This is a genomic window from Erythrobacter sp. THAF29 (genome assembly GCF_009363635.1).
Classification (GTDB): domain Bacteria; phylum Pseudomonadota; class Alphaproteobacteria; order Sphingomonadales; family Sphingomonadaceae; genus Erythrobacter.
Window position 1 is genome coordinate 1531870 of record NZ_CP045392.1, and the last position, 18759, is coordinate 1550628.

18 protein-coding genes and 1 tRNA gene are annotated in these 18759 nt (G+C 62.0%); 10 read left to right on the plus strand and 9 right to left on the minus strand.

Annotated elements, in window-relative coordinates:
- Positions 1-40: 40 nt before the first annotated feature.
- From FIU90_RS07430 to FIU90_RS07440, 3 genes are all read right to left on the minus strand, one after another.
- Entirely contained in the window at positions 41-928 is an 888-nt protein-coding gene (locus FIU90_RS07430) for a CoA ester lyase (protein ID WP_152434205.1), read from the minus strand.
- 52 nt (positions 929-980) lie between these two features.
- The gene (locus FIU90_RS07435; RefSeq protein ID WP_152434206.1) at positions 981-3077 is read right to left on the minus strand and encodes a TonB-dependent siderophore receptor; all 2097 of its coding nucleotides are present in this window, start codon (positions 3075-3077) and stop codon (positions 981-983) included.
- A 260-nt stretch (positions 3078-3337) separates the two neighbouring features.
- Positions 3338-3414: transfer RNA gene (locus tag FIU90_RS07440), tRNA-Pro, on the minus strand.
- A 234-nt stretch (positions 3415-3648) separates the two neighbouring features.
- On the opposite strand from FIU90_RS07440, the gene yajC reads away from it, so the two are divergent.
- From yajC to secF, 3 genes are read left to right on the plus strand one after another with little or no spacing between them, the layout of a single operon-like run.
- Positions 3649-3975: a preprotein translocase subunit YajC gene (yajC, locus tag FIU90_RS07445; protein ID WP_152434207.1), complete on the plus strand. Its 327-nt coding sequence runs from the start codon at positions 3649-3651 to the stop codon at positions 3973-3975.
- Between the two features lie 45 nt (positions 3976-4020).
- Entirely contained in the window at positions 4021-5619 is a 1599-nt protein-coding gene (gene secD / locus FIU90_RS07450; protein WP_152434208.1) for a protein translocase subunit SecD, read from the plus strand.
- Positions 5620-5632: 13 nt separating this feature from the next.
- The gene (secF, locus tag FIU90_RS07455; protein WP_152434209.1) at positions 5633-6610 is read left to right on the plus strand and encodes a protein translocase subunit SecF; all 978 of its coding nucleotides are present in this window, start codon (positions 5633-5635) and stop codon (positions 6608-6610) included.
- Here secF and FIU90_RS07460 read toward each other — a convergent pair.
- Both FIU90_RS07460 and FIU90_RS07465 read right to left on the minus strand, forming a co-directional pair.
- Complete coding sequence (locus FIU90_RS07460) at positions 6607-7791, minus strand: glycosyltransferase (RefSeq protein WP_152434210.1); 1185 nt, start codon at positions 7789-7791, stop codon at positions 6607-6609. The genes secF and FIU90_RS07460 overlap by 4 nt on opposite strands.
- Positions 7792-7899: 108 nt before the next feature.
- Positions 7900-8481 (minus strand): helix-turn-helix domain-containing protein, encoded by a 582-nt coding sequence (locus tag FIU90_RS07465; protein WP_152434211.1) that lies wholly within the window; start codon positions 8479-8481, stop codon positions 7900-7902.
- Between the two features lie 104 nt (positions 8482-8585).
- Here FIU90_RS07465 and FIU90_RS07470 point away from each other — a divergent pair, with 104 nt between their 5' ends.
- Positions 8586-9059, plus strand: a complete 474-nt coding sequence (locus FIU90_RS07470) for a DUF6456 domain-containing protein (protein WP_152434212.1) — start codon at positions 8586-8588, stop codon at positions 9057-9059.
- A gap of 6 nt (positions 9060-9065) precedes the next feature.
- On the opposite strand, the gene FIU90_RS07475 is transcribed toward FIU90_RS07470, so the two are convergent.
- From FIU90_RS07475 to FIU90_RS07490, 4 genes are all read right to left on the minus strand, one after another.
- Entirely contained in the window at positions 9066-9428 is a 363-nt protein-coding gene (locus FIU90_RS07475; protein ID WP_152434213.1) for a nuclear transport factor 2 family protein, read from the minus strand.
- A 170-nt stretch (positions 9429-9598) separates the two neighbouring features.
- Positions 9599-10186, minus strand: coding sequence for a uracil-DNA glycosylase family protein (locus FIU90_RS07480; protein ID WP_152434214.1), 588 nt, complete (start codon positions 10184-10186; stop codon positions 9599-9601).
- On the minus strand, positions 10183-11985 hold the full coding sequence (locus tag FIU90_RS07485) for an ABC-F family ATP-binding cassette domain-containing protein (RefSeq protein ID WP_152434215.1): 1803 nt from the start codon (positions 11983-11985) through the stop codon (positions 10183-10185). Before FIU90_RS07485 ends, FIU90_RS07480 begins: the two co-directional genes overlap by 4 nt.
- Positions 11986-12033: 48 nt before the next feature.
- Positions 12034-13587 (minus strand): amidohydrolase family protein, encoded by a 1554-nt coding sequence (locus tag FIU90_RS07490; RefSeq protein WP_370515191.1) that lies wholly within the window; start codon positions 13585-13587, stop codon positions 12034-12036.
- A gap of 113 nt (positions 13588-13700) precedes the next feature.
- Here FIU90_RS07490 and FIU90_RS07495 point away from each other — a divergent pair, with 113 nt between their 5' ends.
- From FIU90_RS07495 to FIU90_RS07520, 6 genes are all read left to right on the plus strand, one after another.
- Entirely contained in the window at positions 13701-14444 is a 744-nt protein-coding gene (locus FIU90_RS07495) for an SIMPL domain-containing protein (protein ID WP_152434217.1), read from the plus strand.
- A gap of 74 nt (positions 14445-14518) precedes the next feature.
- Positions 14519-14839 carry a PepSY domain-containing protein gene (locus FIU90_RS07500; RefSeq protein ID WP_234029675.1) on the plus strand — a complete coding sequence of 107 codons (321 nt, stop codon included), beginning with the start codon at positions 14519-14521 and terminating at the stop codon, positions 14837-14839.
- A 125-nt stretch (positions 14840-14964) separates the two neighbouring features.
- Positions 14965-15642: a response regulator transcription factor gene (locus tag FIU90_RS07505; protein WP_152434218.1), complete on the plus strand. Its 678-nt coding sequence runs from the start codon at positions 14965-14967 to the stop codon at positions 15640-15642.
- 115 nt (positions 15643-15757) lie between these two features.
- Entirely contained in the window at positions 15758-17077 is a 1320-nt protein-coding gene (locus tag FIU90_RS07510) for an ATP-binding protein (RefSeq protein ID WP_152435755.1), read from the plus strand.
- Between the two features lie 92 nt (positions 17078-17169).
- A complete protein-coding gene (locus FIU90_RS07515) occupies positions 17170-17760 on the plus strand; it encodes a sigma-70 family RNA polymerase sigma factor (protein WP_172970215.1) in 591 nt (196 codons plus the stop codon).
- Complete coding sequence (locus FIU90_RS07520; protein ID WP_152434220.1) at positions 17757-18644, plus strand: hypothetical protein; 888 nt, start codon at positions 17757-17759, stop codon at positions 18642-18644. The genes FIU90_RS07515 and FIU90_RS07520 overlap by 4 nt, the downstream gene beginning before the upstream one ends.
- Positions 18645-18759 lie beyond the last annotated feature (115 nt).

Below are 18759 nucleotides of genomic sequence, written 5' to 3' on the forward strand. Positions count from 1 at the left end.
CAAATAGGTTAGTGTAGGAAAATCGCGCCCGACGGGCCTGTCATACCTCGCCCGCCTCGGCAAGCAATCGCTCGGCGAGCGCGAGATGCGGGCGATCGAGCATGTTGCCATCGAGCGAGACCGTGCCCGCGCCCGGATGCTCGGCAAAGGCGCGGATCACGGCGCGGGCATGATCTAGCTCCTCGGCGCTCGGCGTGAAGGCCTCGTTGATCGGAGCGACCTGCGCCGGATGGATCGCGAGCATCCCGCGAAATCCCTGCGCGCGGACCAGGCGGGCGCGCTCGGCGAGTTTTTCGAGGTCGCGGAATTCGGGCTGGACCGTTTCGATCGGGGCCACCCCGGCCTTTACCGCGCCGAGCAGGCACAGGCTGCGCGCCATTTCGTAGACATGGGTGTATTCGCCGTCCGGCCCGCGCTGCTCGCGCGCTCCGAGTTCGCTCGAAAGGTCTTCGGCGCCCCAGCTCATCGCCACCAGACGCGGCGCGCCGTCATAGGTGCCGGTCGTGAACATCGCTGCGGCTGTTTCGGTGACGAGCGCAGCGACCTTTATCGAGCCGGGCGCGAGACCGGCATCCTTCTCGCGCGGGAGCAGCAGCGCATCGAGCCGCGCGACATCCTGCCCGCCTTCGGCCTTGGGTAGGAAGATGCCGCCCGGACCGGCGGCGACCACCGCATCGAGATCGGCCTCGGTCCAGTCGCCCAACAGCGGATTGACCCGCACCCACACGCGCGACCTGTCCGGCGCCCCAGCAATTGCAGCGGCGACCATCTCGCGCGCGGCAGGCTTGTTTTCGGGTGTCACCGAATCCTCGAGATCGAGCAGGGCGATATCCGCTTCGCTCGCGATTGCCTTGCCCAATTTCTTCTCGCTGTCGCCGGGGGCAAACAGCCATGAGCGCATCCGGGGAAGGGCGGTCGTGTCGGTCATGCAAAGTCCTCTCGCGCCATCGGTTAGGCGGGAGAAGGGGCTTTCGCAACCGCTAGAACGAGCCTTCGATATCGAAGGAGTAGATGGTGCCGAAACGACGCTCTCGTTCTTCCCTCAGATCGACGATCCCCGCCAGCCTGTCTGCAAAAATGGTGCGTTCGAACCGGTCCTCTTGATCGGCGAGGTTGCCGACACGGAACCGGGCGGTCATGCCGAACACGTCCTTGTGCTCGATGAAGACGCGCGCAAAGCCGGGGCGCTCGGTGCGCAGCGATACCTCGTCCAGCCGAACATCCGCGCGGTTTTCCTGCGTCCGGAAAAACGCGCCCACGGCCCATGGCGTACCGATGAAGTCTTGGCGGAGCTCGATATCGAATTCGAGGTGTTCGAAACCGGAAATCTCGCGCGGTGTTCCGAGCAGCGGATCGAGGACTTCGCTTTCGGCAATTTCGAGTTCCGCATCCAGCCGGAGGCCCGGAAGTCCGACCGGGTCGAACAACAGCGTCAATTCGCTCTCCACCCCCTTGATCGTGGCGGAGCCCGCATTGCCGGGCGCTTCGCCTCCACCGTCGATCGGAATCTGGTCCACGATGTCGCTGACATCTTCATAAAACCCGCGCAGGTTCAGCGAGCCCAAAGCACCGAAAGACTGTGTCGCCTCAAGCTCGAACAGCCAGCTTTGCGGCGGGACGAGATCGGCATTGGTGACGTTCACCCGGTCCTGATCGAGATTGGTCGAGGCGATGAAATCGAAGAAGTTGAGCTGGCCGACCTTGCGTTCGACCCGGCCCGAAAGGTTCAGCGTCGAATTCGCTTTCCAGTCGAACGCGGCAAAGCCTTTGGGCCGCCAGAAGCTGCGGGTCTGCCCCTGCGCGCCGGTCTGGCTGATCTCGGAATATTCGGCACCGGCGGAAAGCTGCATCTGCAGGTTCTCCGCGAGAGCCCGGCTGTAGGTTACGCTCGCTTCGGCCCGGTCCTCGTCCACCCGCGCGCTGGCGCCGTCGAATTCGACCGGCTGGAACACGCCCGCCGCATCGCGTTCCTCGAGCGCGGATTCGATCTCGAGGTAGTTCTTCACGCCCTCTGCCGCGATCTGGAAATCGCCGCCCAGCCCGCCGAAAGAGTACTCTGCACGAGCGATCGTCTCGGCCTCATCGGCATCGCGGGTAAAGCGCGACCCTTCGAGCGGACGCCCGTCTGCAAAGGTCGTGGTGACGAGACTGACGGTCGGGCTGTCCTCGTAGCGGTGATATCCGATCAGCTTAAGTGAGCCCGGACCCAAGGCGAAGCTGTAATCCGCCCCTATCTCGAAATTGAACTCGTCCTCGCGGGATTCGAACAGGCGGAAGCGGTCGACCGGTTCGATTGCCCCGGTGCGCTCTGAGGTTTCGCTGCGGCGGAAGATGTTGCCCGCGACCTGCCCGTTGAGGTTGACGATGTTCCCGTTCTGCGCGGTGCGGGAATAGGAGCCGGAAAGCACCGGATTGTCGGAGTTGAAGTTCGACTGCTCGTCGCGCGTATCGATCAGGGTGCCGTCGGCATCGAATACCAGCTCGACCCCTTCGTTGCCGCGCCGACCGGCATCGTTTTCGAAACTCAGCGTCCATTCGCTGTTCGTGCCGCCGCCGGCAAGGCTCACCTGACCGTCACCCCAGCGGAATGGCACGCCGAAGCTGCGCCATTCCGCAGACCAGCGAAATTGTCCCGTGATGCCGCCGGTGGACTTGGTGATGACATTCAGCACCTGCCCGGAAAGGCCGCCGATATCGAGGCTCGCCCCATCGACGATCTCGAGCCGCACGACCTCGTCAGCCGGGATTCTCTGAAGCGCCTCTATCGGGCCATTCGATTTCCCTGATATGCGCTGGCCGTTGATCAGCACGTTGGTGTCGGCCTGTCCGAGCCCGCGTTCGCCGTTTCCCGATCGGATCGAGAAGCCGGGGATTTGCTGCGCCATGTCGAGCGCGTTGCGCGGGGCGAAACGTTCGAAATCTTCTGGCGTGAAAACGCGCCGCGTGCGCGCGGATTCGGTCTCGGCACTCCCTTCTTGAGCAGCCGTGTCGGATCCACCGGCAATCGCGGTTTTTGCGGCAGCCGGAGATGACAGCGCCATAGCGCTTGCGGAAAGCAGTAGGATGGAACGATGCATGGGGGAGCGTTGTCGCTTCTATTCTGCGCAATGTCAGCGCAGCGCCATGAATAAATCTTGCCACATGGCAAGCGCCAATGTGACCAGTGAACGGCCATCATCGACGAACGTTCCATTGGTCGGGAAGACAGGACTGTCCTCGCCGCTGTCGCGGCTCGTTCGTCTCCGCCCAATTCTATTGGGCTTCGACTCCGAACAGGTTCGATCCTGTTCCGTGCTCATGCGGAGCCGATGTTCGAGATTTGAAAGGAGTACTCCACTGGTCGGGAAGACAGGATTCGAACCTGCGACCCCCACACCCCCAGTGTGATGCGCTACCAGGCTGCGCTACTTCCCGTATCCAGTGGAGGCGCGGCCTATAAGGCGCGTTGTGCGGGCATGCAAGCATCAAGCTGCGTGAAATTCTGCGAATAGCGCTGCCAACCTCAGGCACTGCCAATTGCGGGGTGCTTGCAATGCTGCTAGTCGCGCCCACCTACACGGATGCAGGGAGGGAATGCGATGCCGACACACAGGCTGCGCGTTAGACCTCACCCGAACGAAACACTCATTTTGACGGGTTCGATAACAGATGTTTGAAATTCTTGCCGCAGCAAGCGGAGCCGCTGCCGAAGCGCCACCTGCCTGGATCAACTGGCTGCCTATCATAGGCATGATCCTGATCTTCTGGTTCCTTATCATTCGCCCGCAGATGAAACGGACCAAGGAACACCAGCAGAAGGTTGCCGGTCTCAAGAAAGGCGATCAGGTCATCACGCAAGGCGGCCTTGTCGGCAAGATCACAAAGGTCGACGATACTTATGCCGAGGTCGAGCTTGCGCAGGGCGTCCGCGTCAAGGCGGTCAAGCACACCATTGGCGACGTCATCCCCAAGGGCGGCAGCGCCGCGAACGACTGAGCGAGCTCGCTCGTCCTTTCCCAAGAGAACTGAGAACACGCGGAAATGCTCGATTTTCCCCTTTGGAAGAAAGTGTCCCTCTGGGTCATCACGATCGCGGCGATGCTCGCAGCGGTTCCTTCGATCTACATCGCGACCGGGGGCGAATGGCCCGACGCGCTTCCGCAACCGACCGTAAATCTCGGCCTCGATCTCGCAGGCGGCTCGCACCTCCTGCTTGAAGCCGATGCCGACGCGGTTGCGGAGCAGCGGCTGGAGAACATGGAAGAAGCGGTGCGATCGGCAATGCGCCGGGCCGAACCGCGCATCCGGATCGGCGACGTTTCGACTGCGGACGGGCGGCTGTCCTTCATGCTCGACGATGTCGCTGACATCGACCGGGCGCGGGCGATCCTCGAGCCGATGATGCAGGGGCAAAACCTTGTTCGCGAATGGGACCTTTCGGTGGTGGATACCCAGCGCATCGTGCTAACCCCGACACAAAGCGGAATCGACAATGCAGTAAACGATGCGATGGAAAGCGCGACCGAGGTCGTGCGCCGCCGTATCGACGAACTCGGCACGCGTGAGCCGACAATCATCCGGCAAGGCGATACGCGGATCGTGGTGCAGGTGCCCGGGCTAGAAGATCCCCAGGCGCTGAAAGACCTGCTCGGCAAGACCGCCCAGCTTGAATTCCGGCTGGTCGATGAAGCCGCGCTGCCGCAGAACGTGCAGGCGGGAATTGCACCGCCGGGCAGTGAGATATTCCCCTATGCCGAGGGCACCCCGTTCGAGGGAAGTTCGGTAGCGGTCAAGCGATTGGGCGGCATCCGCGGCGACAGTCTCACCGGCGCGCAGGCAGGCGTAAACCCGGAAAACAACCAGAACGTCGTCAATATCCAGTTCGATCAGCAGGGCGGGCAGAAATTCGCCGTCCTCTCTACGCAAAACGTGGGCAAGCAGTTTGCGATCATTCTCGACCGCAAGGTGCTATCGACCCCGGTATTCCAGGAACCGATCCTTGGCGGTGCGGCGCAGATTTCGGGCACATTCACTGCGGAGAGTGCGAATGAACTGGCCATCCAGCTGCGTTCGGGTGCTTTGCCCGTTCCGCTGACAGTGATCGAGGAACGCACCGTCTCGGCCGAACTCGGACAGGATTCGATCGAGCGCGGCCTTCTCGCCATGCTGGTCGGTTCGCTCGCCGTGATCGCGCTGATGATCGCCACTTACGGTCGCTTTGGCGTCTACGCGACGGTCGCGCTCATCATCAACGTGCTGATCCTGCTGGGCATCATGGCTGTGCTCAACACCACGTTGACCCTTCCGGGCATTGCCGGTTTCGTCCTCACGATCGGCGCGGCGGTCGATGCCAACGTGCTGATCAACGAACGCATCCGGGAGGAGCGAAAGCGAGGGAGGCGCGTGGTGGCCGCGGTCGAGAACGGCTACAGGGAAGCCAGCCGCGCGATTTACGACGCGAACATAACCAACTTCATCGCCGGCGTGCTGCTGTTTCTGTTCGGCACCGGACCTGTTCGTGGCTTCGCGGTCGTGCTGGTGATCGGCCTTTTCACTTCCGTATTCACCGCCGTTACTCTGACCCGCATGTGGGTGGCCGATTGGCTGCGCGCCAAGCGCCCAAGCGACATCAACGTGTGAGGAGGGACACAATATGAAGCTGCTCAAACTCGTCCCCGAGAACACCAACATCAAGTTCCTGAAATTGCGCGTGCCGTTCTTCGTCGTCAGCGTGCTGCTGATCGTGTTGAGCTGGGCTGCGGTCTTCACGCAGGGCCTCAATTACGGCGTCGATTTTGCCGGCGGGCAGGAAGTCCGCTTGACTTTCGAACAGCGCGAGGAGGCGCCCGTTGGCGAGCTGCGCCAGCTGGTCGCCGGCCTCGGTTACGGCTCGCCGGTCGTGCAAGAGTTCGGCGCGCCTAACGTCGTGTCGATCCGTGTGCCTCTTCCTGAAGAGGTGGAAGATACCCCCGGTGCCGCAACAGAGATCGGAAACCAGGTCATCAACACCATCGCGGAGCAATATCCCGGCGTGCGGACTGACGGTAACGAGACCGTGTCGGGCAAGGTCGCGGGGGAATTCCGCCAAGACGCGGTGATCGCGCTGCTGCTCGCGATGCTGGGCGTTGCGATGTATATCTGGATCCGGTTCGAATGGCAGTTTGGCGTAGGCGGCCTGTTCGCGCTGTTCCACGACGTGTCGCTGACCCTCGGAATGTTCGCGGTTTTCCAGCTCGAATTCAGCCTCCAGATCATCGCCGCGATCCTCGCAATTATCGGATATTCGCTGAACGACACGATCGTCGTCTATGACCGCATCCGCGAGAACCTGAAGAAATTCCGCAAGATGCCGCTGCCCGAATTGCTCGACCTCTCGGTCAACGAGACTCTTGCACGAACGATCATGACATCGCTTACGCTGCTGGTCGCGCTGCTCCCGCTGCTGCTGTTCGGTCCGGCAAGTCTGTTCGGAATGGTCGCGGCGATCACGCTCGGCATCTTCATCGGTACTTATTCGTCGATCTACATGGCAGCCCCGCTGCTTATCTGGATGGGCGTGAATTCGGACAGCTTCGTCCCGCAGGAAAGCGCAGCGGACATTCAGGAAAAGAAGGCGCGCGGGCAGGTCTAGCCCCGCGTCAGCTTTTCGAAATGCGCAGCGAGCGCCTCGGCATGGGTTTCCCAGTCGAAGGGTTCGGCTCGCGCCGCAACTTCCATGCGGTCGGGCGGGGCGTTGAGCACCGTGTTCACCGCCGCTGCAACCGCCTCGGCTGAAGGTTCTTCGAGCAAGCGTCCTGCTACGTCGTCGGTAATGATCTCGCGCGCGCCGCCGACATCGCTGGTGACCACAGGCGTGCCGCAGGCGAGTGCCTCGACCCAGGCGTTGGCTAGGCCCTCATTGCTCGTCGGGAGAACCATGACGTCAGCGGCCGACAGTATCAGCGGCAGCAGGTCGTGATCGATCGCTCCGGTGAAATGCACCCGGTCTGAAACCCCGCATTCGCTCGCGAGTGCGCGCAATTTCGCCTCGTCTTCTCCCTTTCCGACCAGCACCAGGCGCGCTCCCGGAATAGAGGGGAGGGCAGCGATGACATGCGCCTGACCCTTTCGCTCGATCAACGCGCCCACGCTCACCAGCATCGGGGCATTGTCCGGCAGATCGAAGCTCAAGGCCTGACCGACCTGGCTGCGCAGCTGGGTATGGTCGAGCGGCCGGAACCGGTCGCGGTCAAGCCCGGTATAGTGCACCGTGATCTTTTCTTCGGGCATGCCGAGCGCGGTCATATCCGCCTTTAGCGCCTCACTCACTGCCAACAAGCCGGTCGCCGCATTCGCTGCCTCGAGCATCTGCGCGCGCGCATGATCATGGCTGCCCCAATGCGTGATGTCGCTTCCGCGGGCCTTGATCGTGAGCGGAAGATCCAGAGTTTCCGCCACCATCGCGGCGGCAGGGCCATCGGGGAAGAAGAATTGCGCATCGATCAGGTCGACTGGATTTTCGGCATGGATACGCTTGGCAAGAGGTATCACAGCCTTGGCAATCGCCATCGCATTGCGCCGCGCGCCGACCTTGGGGATCAGGGTGAAACGCGGCCGGTGAACGGTGACGCCTTGCTCCTCAGCCAGCTCGTCGAGTTCGGACAATGCACGGTAACGCCCCACGGCGACCGGTGGCATGCCGATGGGATTGATGACCGTCACGCGCCAGTCGCCCCGCCGCGCCAACGCCTCGAGCGAGCGCGCGACGAATGTGCCGAAACGCGGGTTAGCCGCGTTGGGATAGAGCGTGCTGATTGAGACGACGTGTTTCACCGACAATTCCAAGGCAAGACCGCTATTCCTCCCCCCGTGCGGGGTAAGAAGGTGGCAACAAACACGGTTAAAGCACCGATTTGCTTGCGGAATGTATCATGGAACGCGTCAAAGCGAGCGAACCAGCATCACCGCAACGGCAATCCAGGGAGGGTTATCGACCACCTGTTGCTTCTGCCCGGCACCGGGCGGTAGCAATCCCACCAGCGTGCCCCGGCGATCGATCAACCGCCCGAATGCAAAACGGCCTCCGGGCCGAGGGACAAGACAGTCGCGGTTGATCGCCTCATTCGCATCATCCGGATCGAGTTGGCGCAGCCACAGCAGATCGCCGGGGCGATACTCGCCTGTGCTCTCGACCACGGAAAGGACGGTGAGTGGATTGTCCGATCCCTGAGCAGCAAGGTCGGTTGGCAGCACCGCCTCGCGCGGGCTTTCCAGCGCCTCGGCCCCATGTGCATTGAGCGAGGCGACGATCTGCGCCTGCGGTCCTTCTTCGGATCGCACAAGGCTTTCAGGATCGACGCCGAGCGCCGTGCCGATGCGATCCATCCACTTGATCGAAAGGTTTCGCATGCCGGTTTCAAGCCGGCCGATGGTCTGCGCGGTGGTGGGCGGATCGCAGGCCTCGGCGAGCTGGGCGAGCGTCATGCCTTTCGCTTTGCGGATATCTCGGATGCGGTTGATCACGGGCGGCCCTTCCTCACTCGAACCCATTTGGTAAAAAGAACTTTCCTACATCACCACACCCAATGCAATCCCTTGGGAGAGATACCCCACAGGAGGATTGGCATATGGCGCGCAAGCTGGTGGAACGCGAACTGACGAGCGAAGGGCCGAGGCGGGCAGGCGATGCGCGCGGAAAACGGCGGACTGTCACGGTCAATATCGGCGAAAGCCCGATCGCGTGGCTGCATTCGCGCGGTCATCTCGAAACGCGATTGTTTGAGGCGGGCGAGGCGCTGCGGCGCGATTACGAACGCGCGCAATTATCTCCGAGCATCACGATGCGTTGGGATCCTGTACGCGCGAAATCGACCGGGGATCAGGGGTTGTCCGCGAGCGAGCACCAGATCGCTGCCAAGTCGCGCTTTGACAGCGCACTCGTGCAGGCGGGCAAGGGGCTGGAGGACGTGCTCTGGCGAGTCGTCTGCGCGGGCGAGGGGCTTCCCGAGGCGGAGAAGGCGCTCGGATGGCCCGCGCGCAGTGGCAAGCTTGTGCTAAAGCTTGCGTTGGAACGGGTCGCCGATTTCTACCGGATCGCGTGAGGGTCGCTATTGGCCGGCATAGCCGTAGAAGAAGCGCTCCTCGGCGATCTTGCCATCCCTGACGGTGTAGACGCCGACTTCCTTCATCTGGCTGCGCTCTCCGTCCATGGTGACGTCCATCTCGTAGTTGACCGCAAACTGGTCGCCAAAGACATAGGGTCCGTCGGCGGAGGAAGAGTGCACTTCCGCGTTTTCGTTCCACCACGCGTGCTTTTGGAGCAATGCGTCGCGTCCCTCAACCCGCGCCATCGGGCTGTCGGGCATCGGTTCGAGGCTGACGATGTCGTCGGCCCAGTAGGCCTGGTAGGCGTCCGCGTTATCCTCGGCGACGGCCTGGGTGAAATCTTTCGCAAGCTGTTCGATCGACATGGGTTCTCTCCCTTTGTGCTGTGTTCCGATCATGCGCGTGCATTGTGGCGTTATCGCGACGATCGGGCGAAGCGAAGTTGGAGAAGTGTCAGTTTCGCTTTCTGGGCGAGATTTGGCGGATTTGCGCGGTTTGCATAGCGCTTGGCCCGGTTGACACGGTGTCAACTTCGTCAATTTCGCAACGCCTGGATAACACGGTCTCGCAGGGCTGGGATAACCTCGGTTGAGAACCACGGATTCTTCGCAATCCACATTCGCACTCGCCAGGCGGGATGAGGAAGCGGGAGAAACGGAGCGAATTCAGCGAAGCGGCGCACGCGCTCGGTCATCGAGAGCCTGCGGGATCCGGGCAGGTAATGGGCTTGGGCATATGCACCGACAAGCAGTGTGAGGCGGTCGGTCGGAAGCATGTCGAGCACGGCTGCGTGCCATTGCGGAGCGCATTCCTTGCGCGGCGGAGCGTCGCCGCCTTTTGCCTTGCCGGGGTAGCAGAAGCCCATCGGGACGAGCGCGACCTTCTCAGGGTCGTAAAACGCATTTTTGTCGAGGCCGAGCCACTCGCGAAGCCGGTCCCCGCTGTCATCGTCCCAAGGCACGCCGCTTTCGTGGACTTTCGTGCCGGGTGCCTGGCCGATGATGAGAATACGACTGCGCGGCGAGAACTGGACGACAGGGCGAGGGCCGAGCGGCAACTGATCTGCGCAGATCGTGCAGGCCCTGATCTCATGGTGGAGAGCCTTGGCCTGCTGGTCGTTCATCCCTCGATCCGCTCGGCGATTTCGAGCCAGCGTTCTTCCGCAGCGTCCTTTTCGGAGCGGGCATTTTCGAGGCCCTTTGATATGGTCGCGAAACGCTGTGGATCGGAGGCGTAGAGGTCGGGATCGGCAAGGATCGCCTCTCCCTTTGCAATGGCGGTTTCGAGTTCCTCGATCCGTGCAGGGAGGATCTCGTAGTCCCGCTGGTCTTTGTAGGAGAGCTTGTCGGACCTGGGCGGTGGCGGCGGGGGAGCCGGAGAGCGGGCTGGGGCACTGGTCTTGGGCTTGTTCGCAACAGGCTTGCGACGCTTGCGCTCCCAGTCCTCGTATCCGCCCGCGACCACATCGACCCGCCCCGATCCATCGAGGCCCAGCGTGACGGTCACGGTGCGATCGAGGAAATCGCGGTCGTGGCTCACGATCAGGACGGTGCCGTCGAAATCGGCGATCACCTCCTGCAAGAGATCGAGCGTCTCGAGATCGAGATCGTTGGTCGGCTCGTCGAGCACCAGCAGGTTCGCGGTGCGCGCAAACTCGCGGGCGAGCAGCAGGCGCGAGCGTTCGCCGCCCGAAAGGATGCCGACCTTGGTGTCGACGATCTTGGGATCGAACAGGAAGTCCTTGAGATATGCCTGCACGTGCTTTCGATTGCCGCGCACGTCGATCCAGTCGCCACCCTCGGCAAGGATCTGGCGCACGGTGGCATCGGGTTCGAGCAAGCGGCGCTGTTGGTCGATCATCACGCCCGAAAGCGTGCGCGCGTGCTTTACCGATCCGCTGTCCGGTTCGATCTCGCCGGTGAGCATTTTCAGGAGCGTGGTTTTGCCCGCGCCGTTAGCGCCGACGATGCCGATGCGGTCGCCATTCTGGATGCGTAGGCTGAAAGGCCTGATGATAGTGCGCCCGTCATATGCCTTGGTGATGTCCTCGGCCACGATAACCGATTTCGATTTGAAGTCCTCGTCATTGGCCAGCTTCAGCTTGGCAGCGCCGCTGTCGGAAATCATGGCCGCGCGGGCGGCGCGCATCTGGTGGAGCTTTTCGAGCCGCCCCTGGTTGCGCTTGCGCCGCGCGGTCACGCCCCGCTCGAGCCAATGGGCCTCGATTTTCAGCTTTGCATCGAGCTTTTCGGCGGCGCGCGCTTCCTCGGCATATACCTGCTCTTCCCACGCCTCGTATCCGCCGAAACCGACTTCCTTTCGTCGCATGATCCCGCGGTCGAGCCACAGCGTCGCGCGAGTCAGGCGCTTCAGAAACGTGCGGTCGTGGCTGATTGTGATGAAGGCACCCTTGTACCGGGTGAGCCAATCCTCGAGCCAGTCGATAGCGCCAAGGTCGAGGTGGTTTGTGGGCTCGTCGAGCAGCAGCAGATCGGGCTCTTGCGCCAACGCGCGGGCAATGGCGGCGCGACGTTTCTCGCCTCCGCTCGCGGTGGCTGCCTCCGTCGTCATGTCGATGCCGAGCTGGCCAGCGATGGCTTCTACCTCGTGCTCCGCTGGCGGGTTGTCACCTGCGAGCGCGAAATCCATGAGGGTGTGGAATCCGCTGAAATCGGGTTCTTGCTCTAGAAACACGATCCGTGTTCCCGGTTTCACCCGCCTTTTGCCGCGGTCGAGTTCGATGCGGTCGTCAATGACTTTGAGGAGCGTCGTCTTGCCCACACCATTGCGCCCGATCAGCGCAAGCCTGTCGCGCGGGCCGATGTGGAGGTCGAAATCCTCGCGATCCGGCCCGCCGAACAGCCAACGGCCGCCTTGCTGCAAGCCGACGCCTTCGAGGCTGAGGATAGGAGGCTGTGCCATGACCGGCGCGAATTAGGCGCTGCATCGTTCGCCCGCAAGGCCACCGGGTTAGTCTTGCGCCGACTTCTGCATATCGACCATCCGCGCCACGTCTTCGAGCAGCTTGGGTGCATCGAAAACGATCCCGTCCTTGATCGTCCAGCGCACGCCGCCAACCGTTTCGAGCCGGTTCGTCTCGCGGTCGAGACGCGTATGGCCCGTGCCGTAAAGCACCTTGAGGTTCGCCAGCGGGTTCTCCGGCACGATCACCAGGTCGGCGAGTTTGCCTATTGCAATCGAACCCATTGGCGGCTCGATGCCCTTGGGATCGTAGATCTCGCGCGCGCCGTTGATCGTTGCCGCCTGGATCACCTCGAGCGGGGTAAGCCCGGCCTCGCGCAGCATCTCAAGCTCGCCGATGTAAGCGAAGCCCCAGGTCTGGTAGATATAACCGGGATCGGAACCCGCGGTGACACGGCCCCCGCGGTTCTTGAACTCGCGCGTCAGATCGAACCACTTGCGATAGAATACACGCCATGCGACCTCGTCTTCGCTAGTCCAATCATGGTAGTAACTGCCGTGATTGGTGAGGCTCGGGGCATAGAAACTCATCAAGGACGGCAGCGTGTATCTGTCGTGCCATTCGAGATTGCGGGCCTTCATCACGTCGCGGCTGGCGGAATAGATGTTGAAGGTCGGGCTGAGCGTCACGTCGTTCTCAATCAGGAAATCGATGTACTCGTTCCATTCATCGCTCCCTGGTTCGCCAACCTGATCGGCCAGCCGCGCGACCCAGGCGAACCGCGATTGCTCGTCTAGGTAATTGTAATCGGCAGGATATTGGGGAAGGCGGCTTTCATCGAGCAGGCTTTCGAAGTGACCGTAAAAGTGGGTCACGCCATCCAGACCAAGCTCGACCGCCTTCTTTGCGTTGACTTCAGCAACGCCGCGCTGTCCGAGATGGGCGACAGTGCCGAGATCCTGCCTGTCCGCCTCATCGAGGATCGCACCAAGCACGGCTGGCGGCTCATTGTTGAAGAATTTGATCCCGTCATAGCCACGCTGCTTGGCCCAGCGGACCCATGCGCGGCCTTTCTCTGGGCTGTCCACCGGACCCTGCGCCCAGACCGTTCCGGGCACCTGGTATGCGAACAGTCGGGGCGCAGTTATCGTGTTGGCCTCACTGCGTCGCTTTTGGTCGATCGAGGGATCGTTAGGGCCCCAACCGAACCCGACACCGCGCACGCTGGTTACACCGTGTGCGAGCCAAAGCTTGAAACCGTAGGAAGGCTGCGGAGCCTTGAACGGATCGCCGTTGTGACCGTGTGTATCGATGAAGCCGGGAAGCACATACATACCGCTCGCGTCGATCACCCGGTCGGCCGGTACATCGCCGCCGCCACGCAAGATCCGGTCGATCCGGTTGCCCCGGATCACGATGCTGACAGGCCCCTCGGGTGGCGCGCCCGTACCGTCGATCATTGTCGCACCCCTGATCAGGAGAGTCTCGAACGGTCCTTCGCCTTCGCCCGCAGGTCGCTGCGGCACCGGCTCCATCGCCGGCTGGGCGGCGGTGGTAGTGGCAAGCGCCATCAAAGCGACGGCGAAAAACGTCTTCATCATTGGATGTCCCCTCATCCCTTCAGCTTTAGCGCCAACAGGCATCGCGGGACAATCTCAACTTCACGGGATCGATTGGCAGCCTCAATAATTTGAATTCCATGGAGGAATTTCTCATGAAGCACATCATCTTTGCTCCGCTCGTAGCAACCGCTATCACTCTTTCGCCTACGGCACTTCACGCAGCCACGGTGGAAATCGAGACGGAAGGCCCCGTGATCGAGCTCTCGATTTTCGAAACGATCAAGGCCGAACCCGATATAGCCACAATCGGCGCGGGTGTGACGACCGAGGCGAGAACCGCGGTTGAAGCGATGCAGATGAATGCGACCCAGATGCGCAAGGTCATCGACCGTCTCAAGTCTCTCGGCATCGATGAGAAGGACATCCAGACCAGCGGGATCAATCTGAATGCACGCTACGATTACAACCGGACAGATAATCGGCCGGTGTTTCGCGGGTACCAGGTAAGCAACAGGGTCAGCGTGATCTTGCGCGATATCGAAGAGGTGGGAAGAACCCTCGATGAACTCGTCGCCGCAGGTGCGACCGACCTTAGCGGTCCGAACTTCTCGATTGAGGACGATGCAAGTGCAAAGGACACCGCTCGCAAACGCGCTATCGAACGAGGGCAAGCAAGGGCGCAGGATTATGCGTCGATGCTCGGCTACGACAGCGTGCGTGTGCTGGAAATCAGCGAAGCCGTTACGGGTCGGGGTCCGATGCCGCAGATGGCCGCACGCGATGTGGCCGAGCAGTCTATCGTTCTCACGGCATCCCCGGTTCAGCCCGGACAAGTCTCTACGGGTGTGCAGATCAGGATCACCTATGAAATGGTCCAGGGCAGTACCGAGAGTTGAATGTGACGCTGAACGGGTGACAACGTCGACATTCACAGCTTGTTCAACGCGCTGCGCATAGGCATGACGACACCATGAAGACGATCCATGCCCTTTTTGCCGCTTTCGCTCTGGCTGCCCTCGGCTCAACTTCCGTGAGCGCGGGTGAGCTCGCCGTGCAGGAGCAGTCGCGCAACGACCAGGGCGAGGCGCGCAAGGAGATGAAGGCGGGCAACCAGCTTTCGCTGCGCGAGATCGAGCGCCGCGTGCTGCCGCGAATGCGGGGCAGCGAATATCTCGGCCCGGCCTATGACGCGACCGCGCGCGCCTATCGTCTCAAGTTCATCAAGAATGGACGTGTCACCTATATCGATGTCGACGCCCGCACGGGTCAGATCATCAACCGTTCGCGCTGAGGCAGAACGCAATCGATGACAATTGACCGGGGGACAGCAGGGATGCGCATTCGTGCCGCTTGCTTGACGTGTCCGGCGCAAAAGCGCACCAACCCGGCAAGTTATTCAATAGAAACTGGTGGACTATGCGCATCCTGATCGTCGAAGATGAACCAACTCTCGGCCAGCAGCTCAAATCGACGCTTGAGCAAAACGGTTATGCCGTCGACCTTTCGACCGATGGCGAGGACGGCCATTTTCTCGGCAGCACCGAAGATTATGACGCCGTCATCCTCGACCTCGGCCTGCCTGAGATCGATGGGCTTTCCGTACTCGGCATGTGGCGCAAGGAGGGGCGCGATTTTCCGGTCCTCGTGCTGACTGCACGTGATAGCTGGTCGGATAAGGTCGCCGGCCTGGATGCCGGCGCTGACGATTACCTGGCCAAGCCATTCCAGACCGAGGAACTGATCGCGCGCCTGCGCGCCCTCATCCGCCGCGCGTCGGGCAATACTTCGTCAGAGCTCACCGCGGGCAATGTGCGGCTGGACACCCGTTCGGGCCGCGTCACGCTCGACGGCGAACCGGTCAAGCTCACCGCGCAGGAATACAAGCTGCTGAGCTACCTGATGCACCACAAGGGCAAGGTGGTGAGTCGGACTGAGTTAATCGAGCACATCTACGATCAGGATTTCGACCGCGATTCGAACACGATCGAAGTGTTCGTCACTCGCATCCGCAAGAAGCTTGGCGCAGAAGTGATAACGACGATCCGTGGCCTCGGTTACAGCCTCGACGACCCCGCAGACGCACCTCGAGCGTAAGCGCGACGGCGCGCCTGCTGGATCGCCTACCGGCGATCAGACAGGGCGCGCGTCCGACATCGCCGACGATGACAGCCCTCTCACCCCGCCCAAGCGCGGCAGCCTTGCTCGCCGTATGGGGCTTATCGCGGCCGGCTGGATCACTGTCCTGCTGCTGGGCGGCGGGATCGCGCTCGACCGTACCTTGAGCAACCAGGTCGAGCGCAATTTCGACGAACAGCTCGAATACATGCTTACTGCGATGATCGCTTCGGCGGAGATCGATCCGCTGGGCGAGGTGTGGTTCAATCGCGCTCTCGGCGACCAACGCTTTCTCGAACCGGGAAGCGGCCTCTACTGGCAGATCAGTGGCGAGGGCTACGAGCCCTATCCTTCGCGAAGCCTGTGGGACACGCCGCTCGAACTGCGCGGGCCGCAAGACCCCGAACACTTCGATGCCGAGCCGCATTTTTACAATACCAACCAGCTTGGCGAATCGTTGCGGGTAGTAGAGCGCACCGTGATCCTGCCCGGCAGCGAGACCCGCTGGACGTTCGCGGTTGCCTCGACAACCGAGGAGCTCGACGCCCAGAAACAACAAATTCGCCTGATTTTGATCTGGAGCTTCGTGGTGCTGGGCCTGGGTCTGATCGTCATGGCGCTGCTGCAGATCCGCTATGGTCTCTCCCCGTTGCGGCGGGTCCGCGCAGCGATTTCGCGCCTGCGAACGAGCGGGGAAAACCGTATTACCGAGCCCCTGCCGACCGAGGTGCAGCCGCTTGTCGAGGAGCTCAATGCGTTGCTTGAACACTCGGAGAAGCAGGCGGAAGAGGCGCGAACCCACGCAGGCAACCTGGCCCATGCACTCAAGACGCCGCTCACCGTCCTGACAAACGCTGCAACCGCGCGTGATCCCAATCTCAACGAAGCAGTGTTCCGCGAGACGCGCACGATGCAGCGCCATGTCGACCACCACCTCGCACGGGCAAGGGCTGTCGGCAGGCGCGCGGTCGGACATGCGCGGACCGATGTTCGCGCCAGTGCGGAGGCCGTGCGTCGCGCGGTCGAGCGGCTCTATCCGCAAGGCAGGCTCGACATCGCCGGGAGCCGCGACACGATGGTCGCGATCGAGCGGCAGGACCTCGACGAGATCCTCGGCAACCTGATTGAGAACGCCGCGAAGTATGGCGGCGGCAGTGTATTCGTCACGATCGATGCCGATCCGGATAGCGAACACTGCCTGATCTGGGTCGAAGACGACGGCACCGGTATTCCTGCCGAAGAGCGCACACGGATATTCGACCGCGGCGCAAGGCTCGATACCGGCAAGCCCGGCACCGGCCTCGGCCTCGCCATAGTACGCGATGTGGCCGAAATCTACGGCGGCAGCGTCTCGCTCCGCGAGAGCGAAGACCTCGGCGGTCTGCTCGTCGAACTCAGCCTGCCGCGGGCCTGACGGCTTTTTCGGCGATGCGCGAAGGGAATTCGCCTCCCGCCCGTTCTATAGTCGAGTGTGAAACGCAAACGGGGCCCTTTGCGCGAGACCGTATGAAAGCTGGCACCACGCCAAGCGCCGAAGACAATCCCGACGACGCGGCACTGCTCGCGCGCATAGCTGCGCGCGATGAAGACGCGTTCCGCCATGTGATCGGCGCAAACGCGGCGCTGCTAAACAGGATCGCCTATCGCATGATTGGCGATGCGCACGAGGCCGAAGATATCGCTCAGGAAACCATGTTGAGATTGTGGGATCATGCCTCGAAGCTGAACGAACGCCCCGCGCCGGTGCGGCTGGCGCCATGGCTGAAACGCGTCGCGGTTAATCTCTCTTTCGACCGGCTGCGGCTGCGCAAGCGCAACTCAGATGCGGAGGTTCCCGAGCGCGCGGATGAGGCACCGCTCGCTGATGCTGTCATGGAAACCAGCGAAGACATGCGGATCGCGCGCGATCTGATTCATGCGTTGCCCGATCGCCAACGCGCGGCGATCATCCTCACCTATTACGAGGAACTGCCAAATTCCGAGGCTGCCGACGTGCTCGATATGAATCTGAAAGCATTCGAATCGCTGCTGTTCCGCGCCCGCGCCGCATTGCGAAAAGCATTCGAGGCGCGGACTAGCGAGAAAGGCGAGGTATGAGCGAGCCAGATAAGGATACCCTGCCGATCTCGACCGACAGCCCGCTTGGCAAGGCGCTGGATGCCTTTGAGGTTCCGCCTCTTCCTGATGGCTTTGCCGACAGGATTGTTATGGCCACCCATGACAGGGTCGCGCCGCTTCCTTTGCCGCGCAAGCCGAATGGACGCTGGCGCAGCGCGAGGCGGCTTGCCATTGGCGCGCTCGCGGCAGGAGCGCTGGGGACGGCCGCTGCCGCAACGGGTGTATTCAAGGAGTTGGGTGTCAATTTGCCGACTGCTGCGGAGGTATGGTCGAGTATCAGCGGGAGCGATTCCGAGCCGGCGCAGGACGTTCCAACGTCAAATGAAACTTCCGTCCAGGCCGTTCCAACCCCGGTCGAAATCGAAGGCCCAATCGATTCTCCTGAGGAGCTGGAAGAGGCGTTTCGCCGGGTCGATGAAGTCCGGGCTGAACGCAAGGCGACCCGCCGGGACCGGGTCGACCAACGGATCGATCGCGTGATCGATCGACGCCGCGAGCAAGGTCTGCCCGCGCCGACCCCCGAAGAAGAGGCGCGCCTGCGCAAGCGGATCGAGCAATTGCGTGAAAACCGCGATCAACGGATCGAAGAGCGCCTGGGCGAACGCCGCGAGGAACTTCGCGAGCGGGTCGAGAGCGGAGAAGAGCTGACGCGTGAGGATTTCGTCGCCCCGCAGCGTACAGGACAGGGGGAAAAGCGGGGTGGCAATCGCCTGCGCCGCTTGCGCGAAATGCCACCTGAGCAACGCCGCGAGGCGATCCGGCGCTTTCGCGAACGCAGGCAGCAACGGACCGAAAATTCATCGGATATGTCGGCCGATGTCGAAACCGACGTGTCAGATGCGCCCATGGAACTTCCCGAGTAATTTCCATCGCCCGCGAAGGGTCACGGCGCAAACTCCGTTTCAGTCAGGTCACCGGCGGCCAAAGGTGGATAGCCGACCGGGTTCGACTCCGCTTGAATAACGAAGCTGAAACGAG

Excerpts from the sequence above, each read along its gene's own strand:
- FIU90_RS07430 (WP_152434205.1), bottom strand. The coding sequence starts at position 928 with ATGACCGACACGACCGCCCTTCCCCGGATGCGCTCATGGCTGTTTGCC.
- FIU90_RS07435 (WP_152434206.1), bottom strand. The coding sequence starts at position 3,077 with ATGCATCGTTCCATCCTACTGCTTTCCGCAAGCGCTATGGCGCTGTCA.
- yajC (WP_152434207.1), top strand. The coding sequence starts at position 3,649 with ATGTTTGAAATTCTTGCCGCAGCAAGCGGAGCCGCTGCCGAAGCGCCA.
- secD (WP_152434208.1), top strand. The coding sequence starts at position 4,021 with ATGCTCGATTTTCCCCTTTGGAAGAAAGTGTCCCTCTGGGTCATCACG.
- secF (WP_152434209.1), top strand. The coding sequence starts at position 5,633 with ATGAAGCTGCTCAAACTCGTCCCCGAGAACACCAACATCAAGTTCCTG.
- FIU90_RS07470 (WP_152434212.1), top strand. The coding sequence starts at position 8,586 with ATGGCGCGCAAGCTGGTGGAACGCGAACTGACGAGCGAAGGGCCGAGG.
- FIU90_RS07475 (WP_152434213.1), bottom strand. The coding sequence starts at position 9,428 with ATGTCGATCGAACAGCTTGCGAAAGATTTCACCCAGGCCGTCGCCGAG.
- FIU90_RS07480 (WP_152434214.1), bottom strand. The coding sequence starts at position 10,186 with ATGAACGACCAGCAGGCCAAGGCTCTCCACCATGAGATCAGGGCCTGC.
- FIU90_RS07485 (WP_152434215.1), bottom strand. The coding sequence starts at position 11,985 with ATGGCACAGCCTCCTATCCTCAGCCTCGAAGGCGTCGGCTTGCAGCAA.
- FIU90_RS07490 (WP_370515191.1), bottom strand. The coding sequence starts at position 13,587 with ATGATGAAGACGTTTTTCGCCGTCGCTTTGATGGCGCTTGCCACTACC.
- FIU90_RS07495 (WP_152434217.1), top strand. The coding sequence starts at position 13,701 with ATGAAGCACATCATCTTTGCTCCGCTCGTAGCAACCGCTATCACTCTT.
- FIU90_RS07500 (WP_234029675.1), top strand. The coding sequence starts at position 14,519 with ATGAAGACGATCCATGCCCTTTTTGCCGCTTTCGCTCTGGCTGCCCTC.
- FIU90_RS07505 (WP_152434218.1), top strand. The coding sequence starts at position 14,965 with ATGCGCATCCTGATCGTCGAAGATGAACCAACTCTCGGCCAGCAGCTC.
- FIU90_RS07510 (WP_152435755.1), top strand. The coding sequence starts at position 15,758 with ATGGGGCTTATCGCGGCCGGCTGGATCACTGTCCTGCTGCTGGGCGGC.
- FIU90_RS07515 (WP_172970215.1), top strand. The coding sequence starts at position 17,170 with ATGAAAGCTGGCACCACGCCAAGCGCCGAAGACAATCCCGACGACGCG.
- FIU90_RS07520 (WP_152434220.1), top strand. The coding sequence starts at position 17,757 with ATGAGCGAGCCAGATAAGGATACCCTGCCGATCTCGACCGACAGCCCG.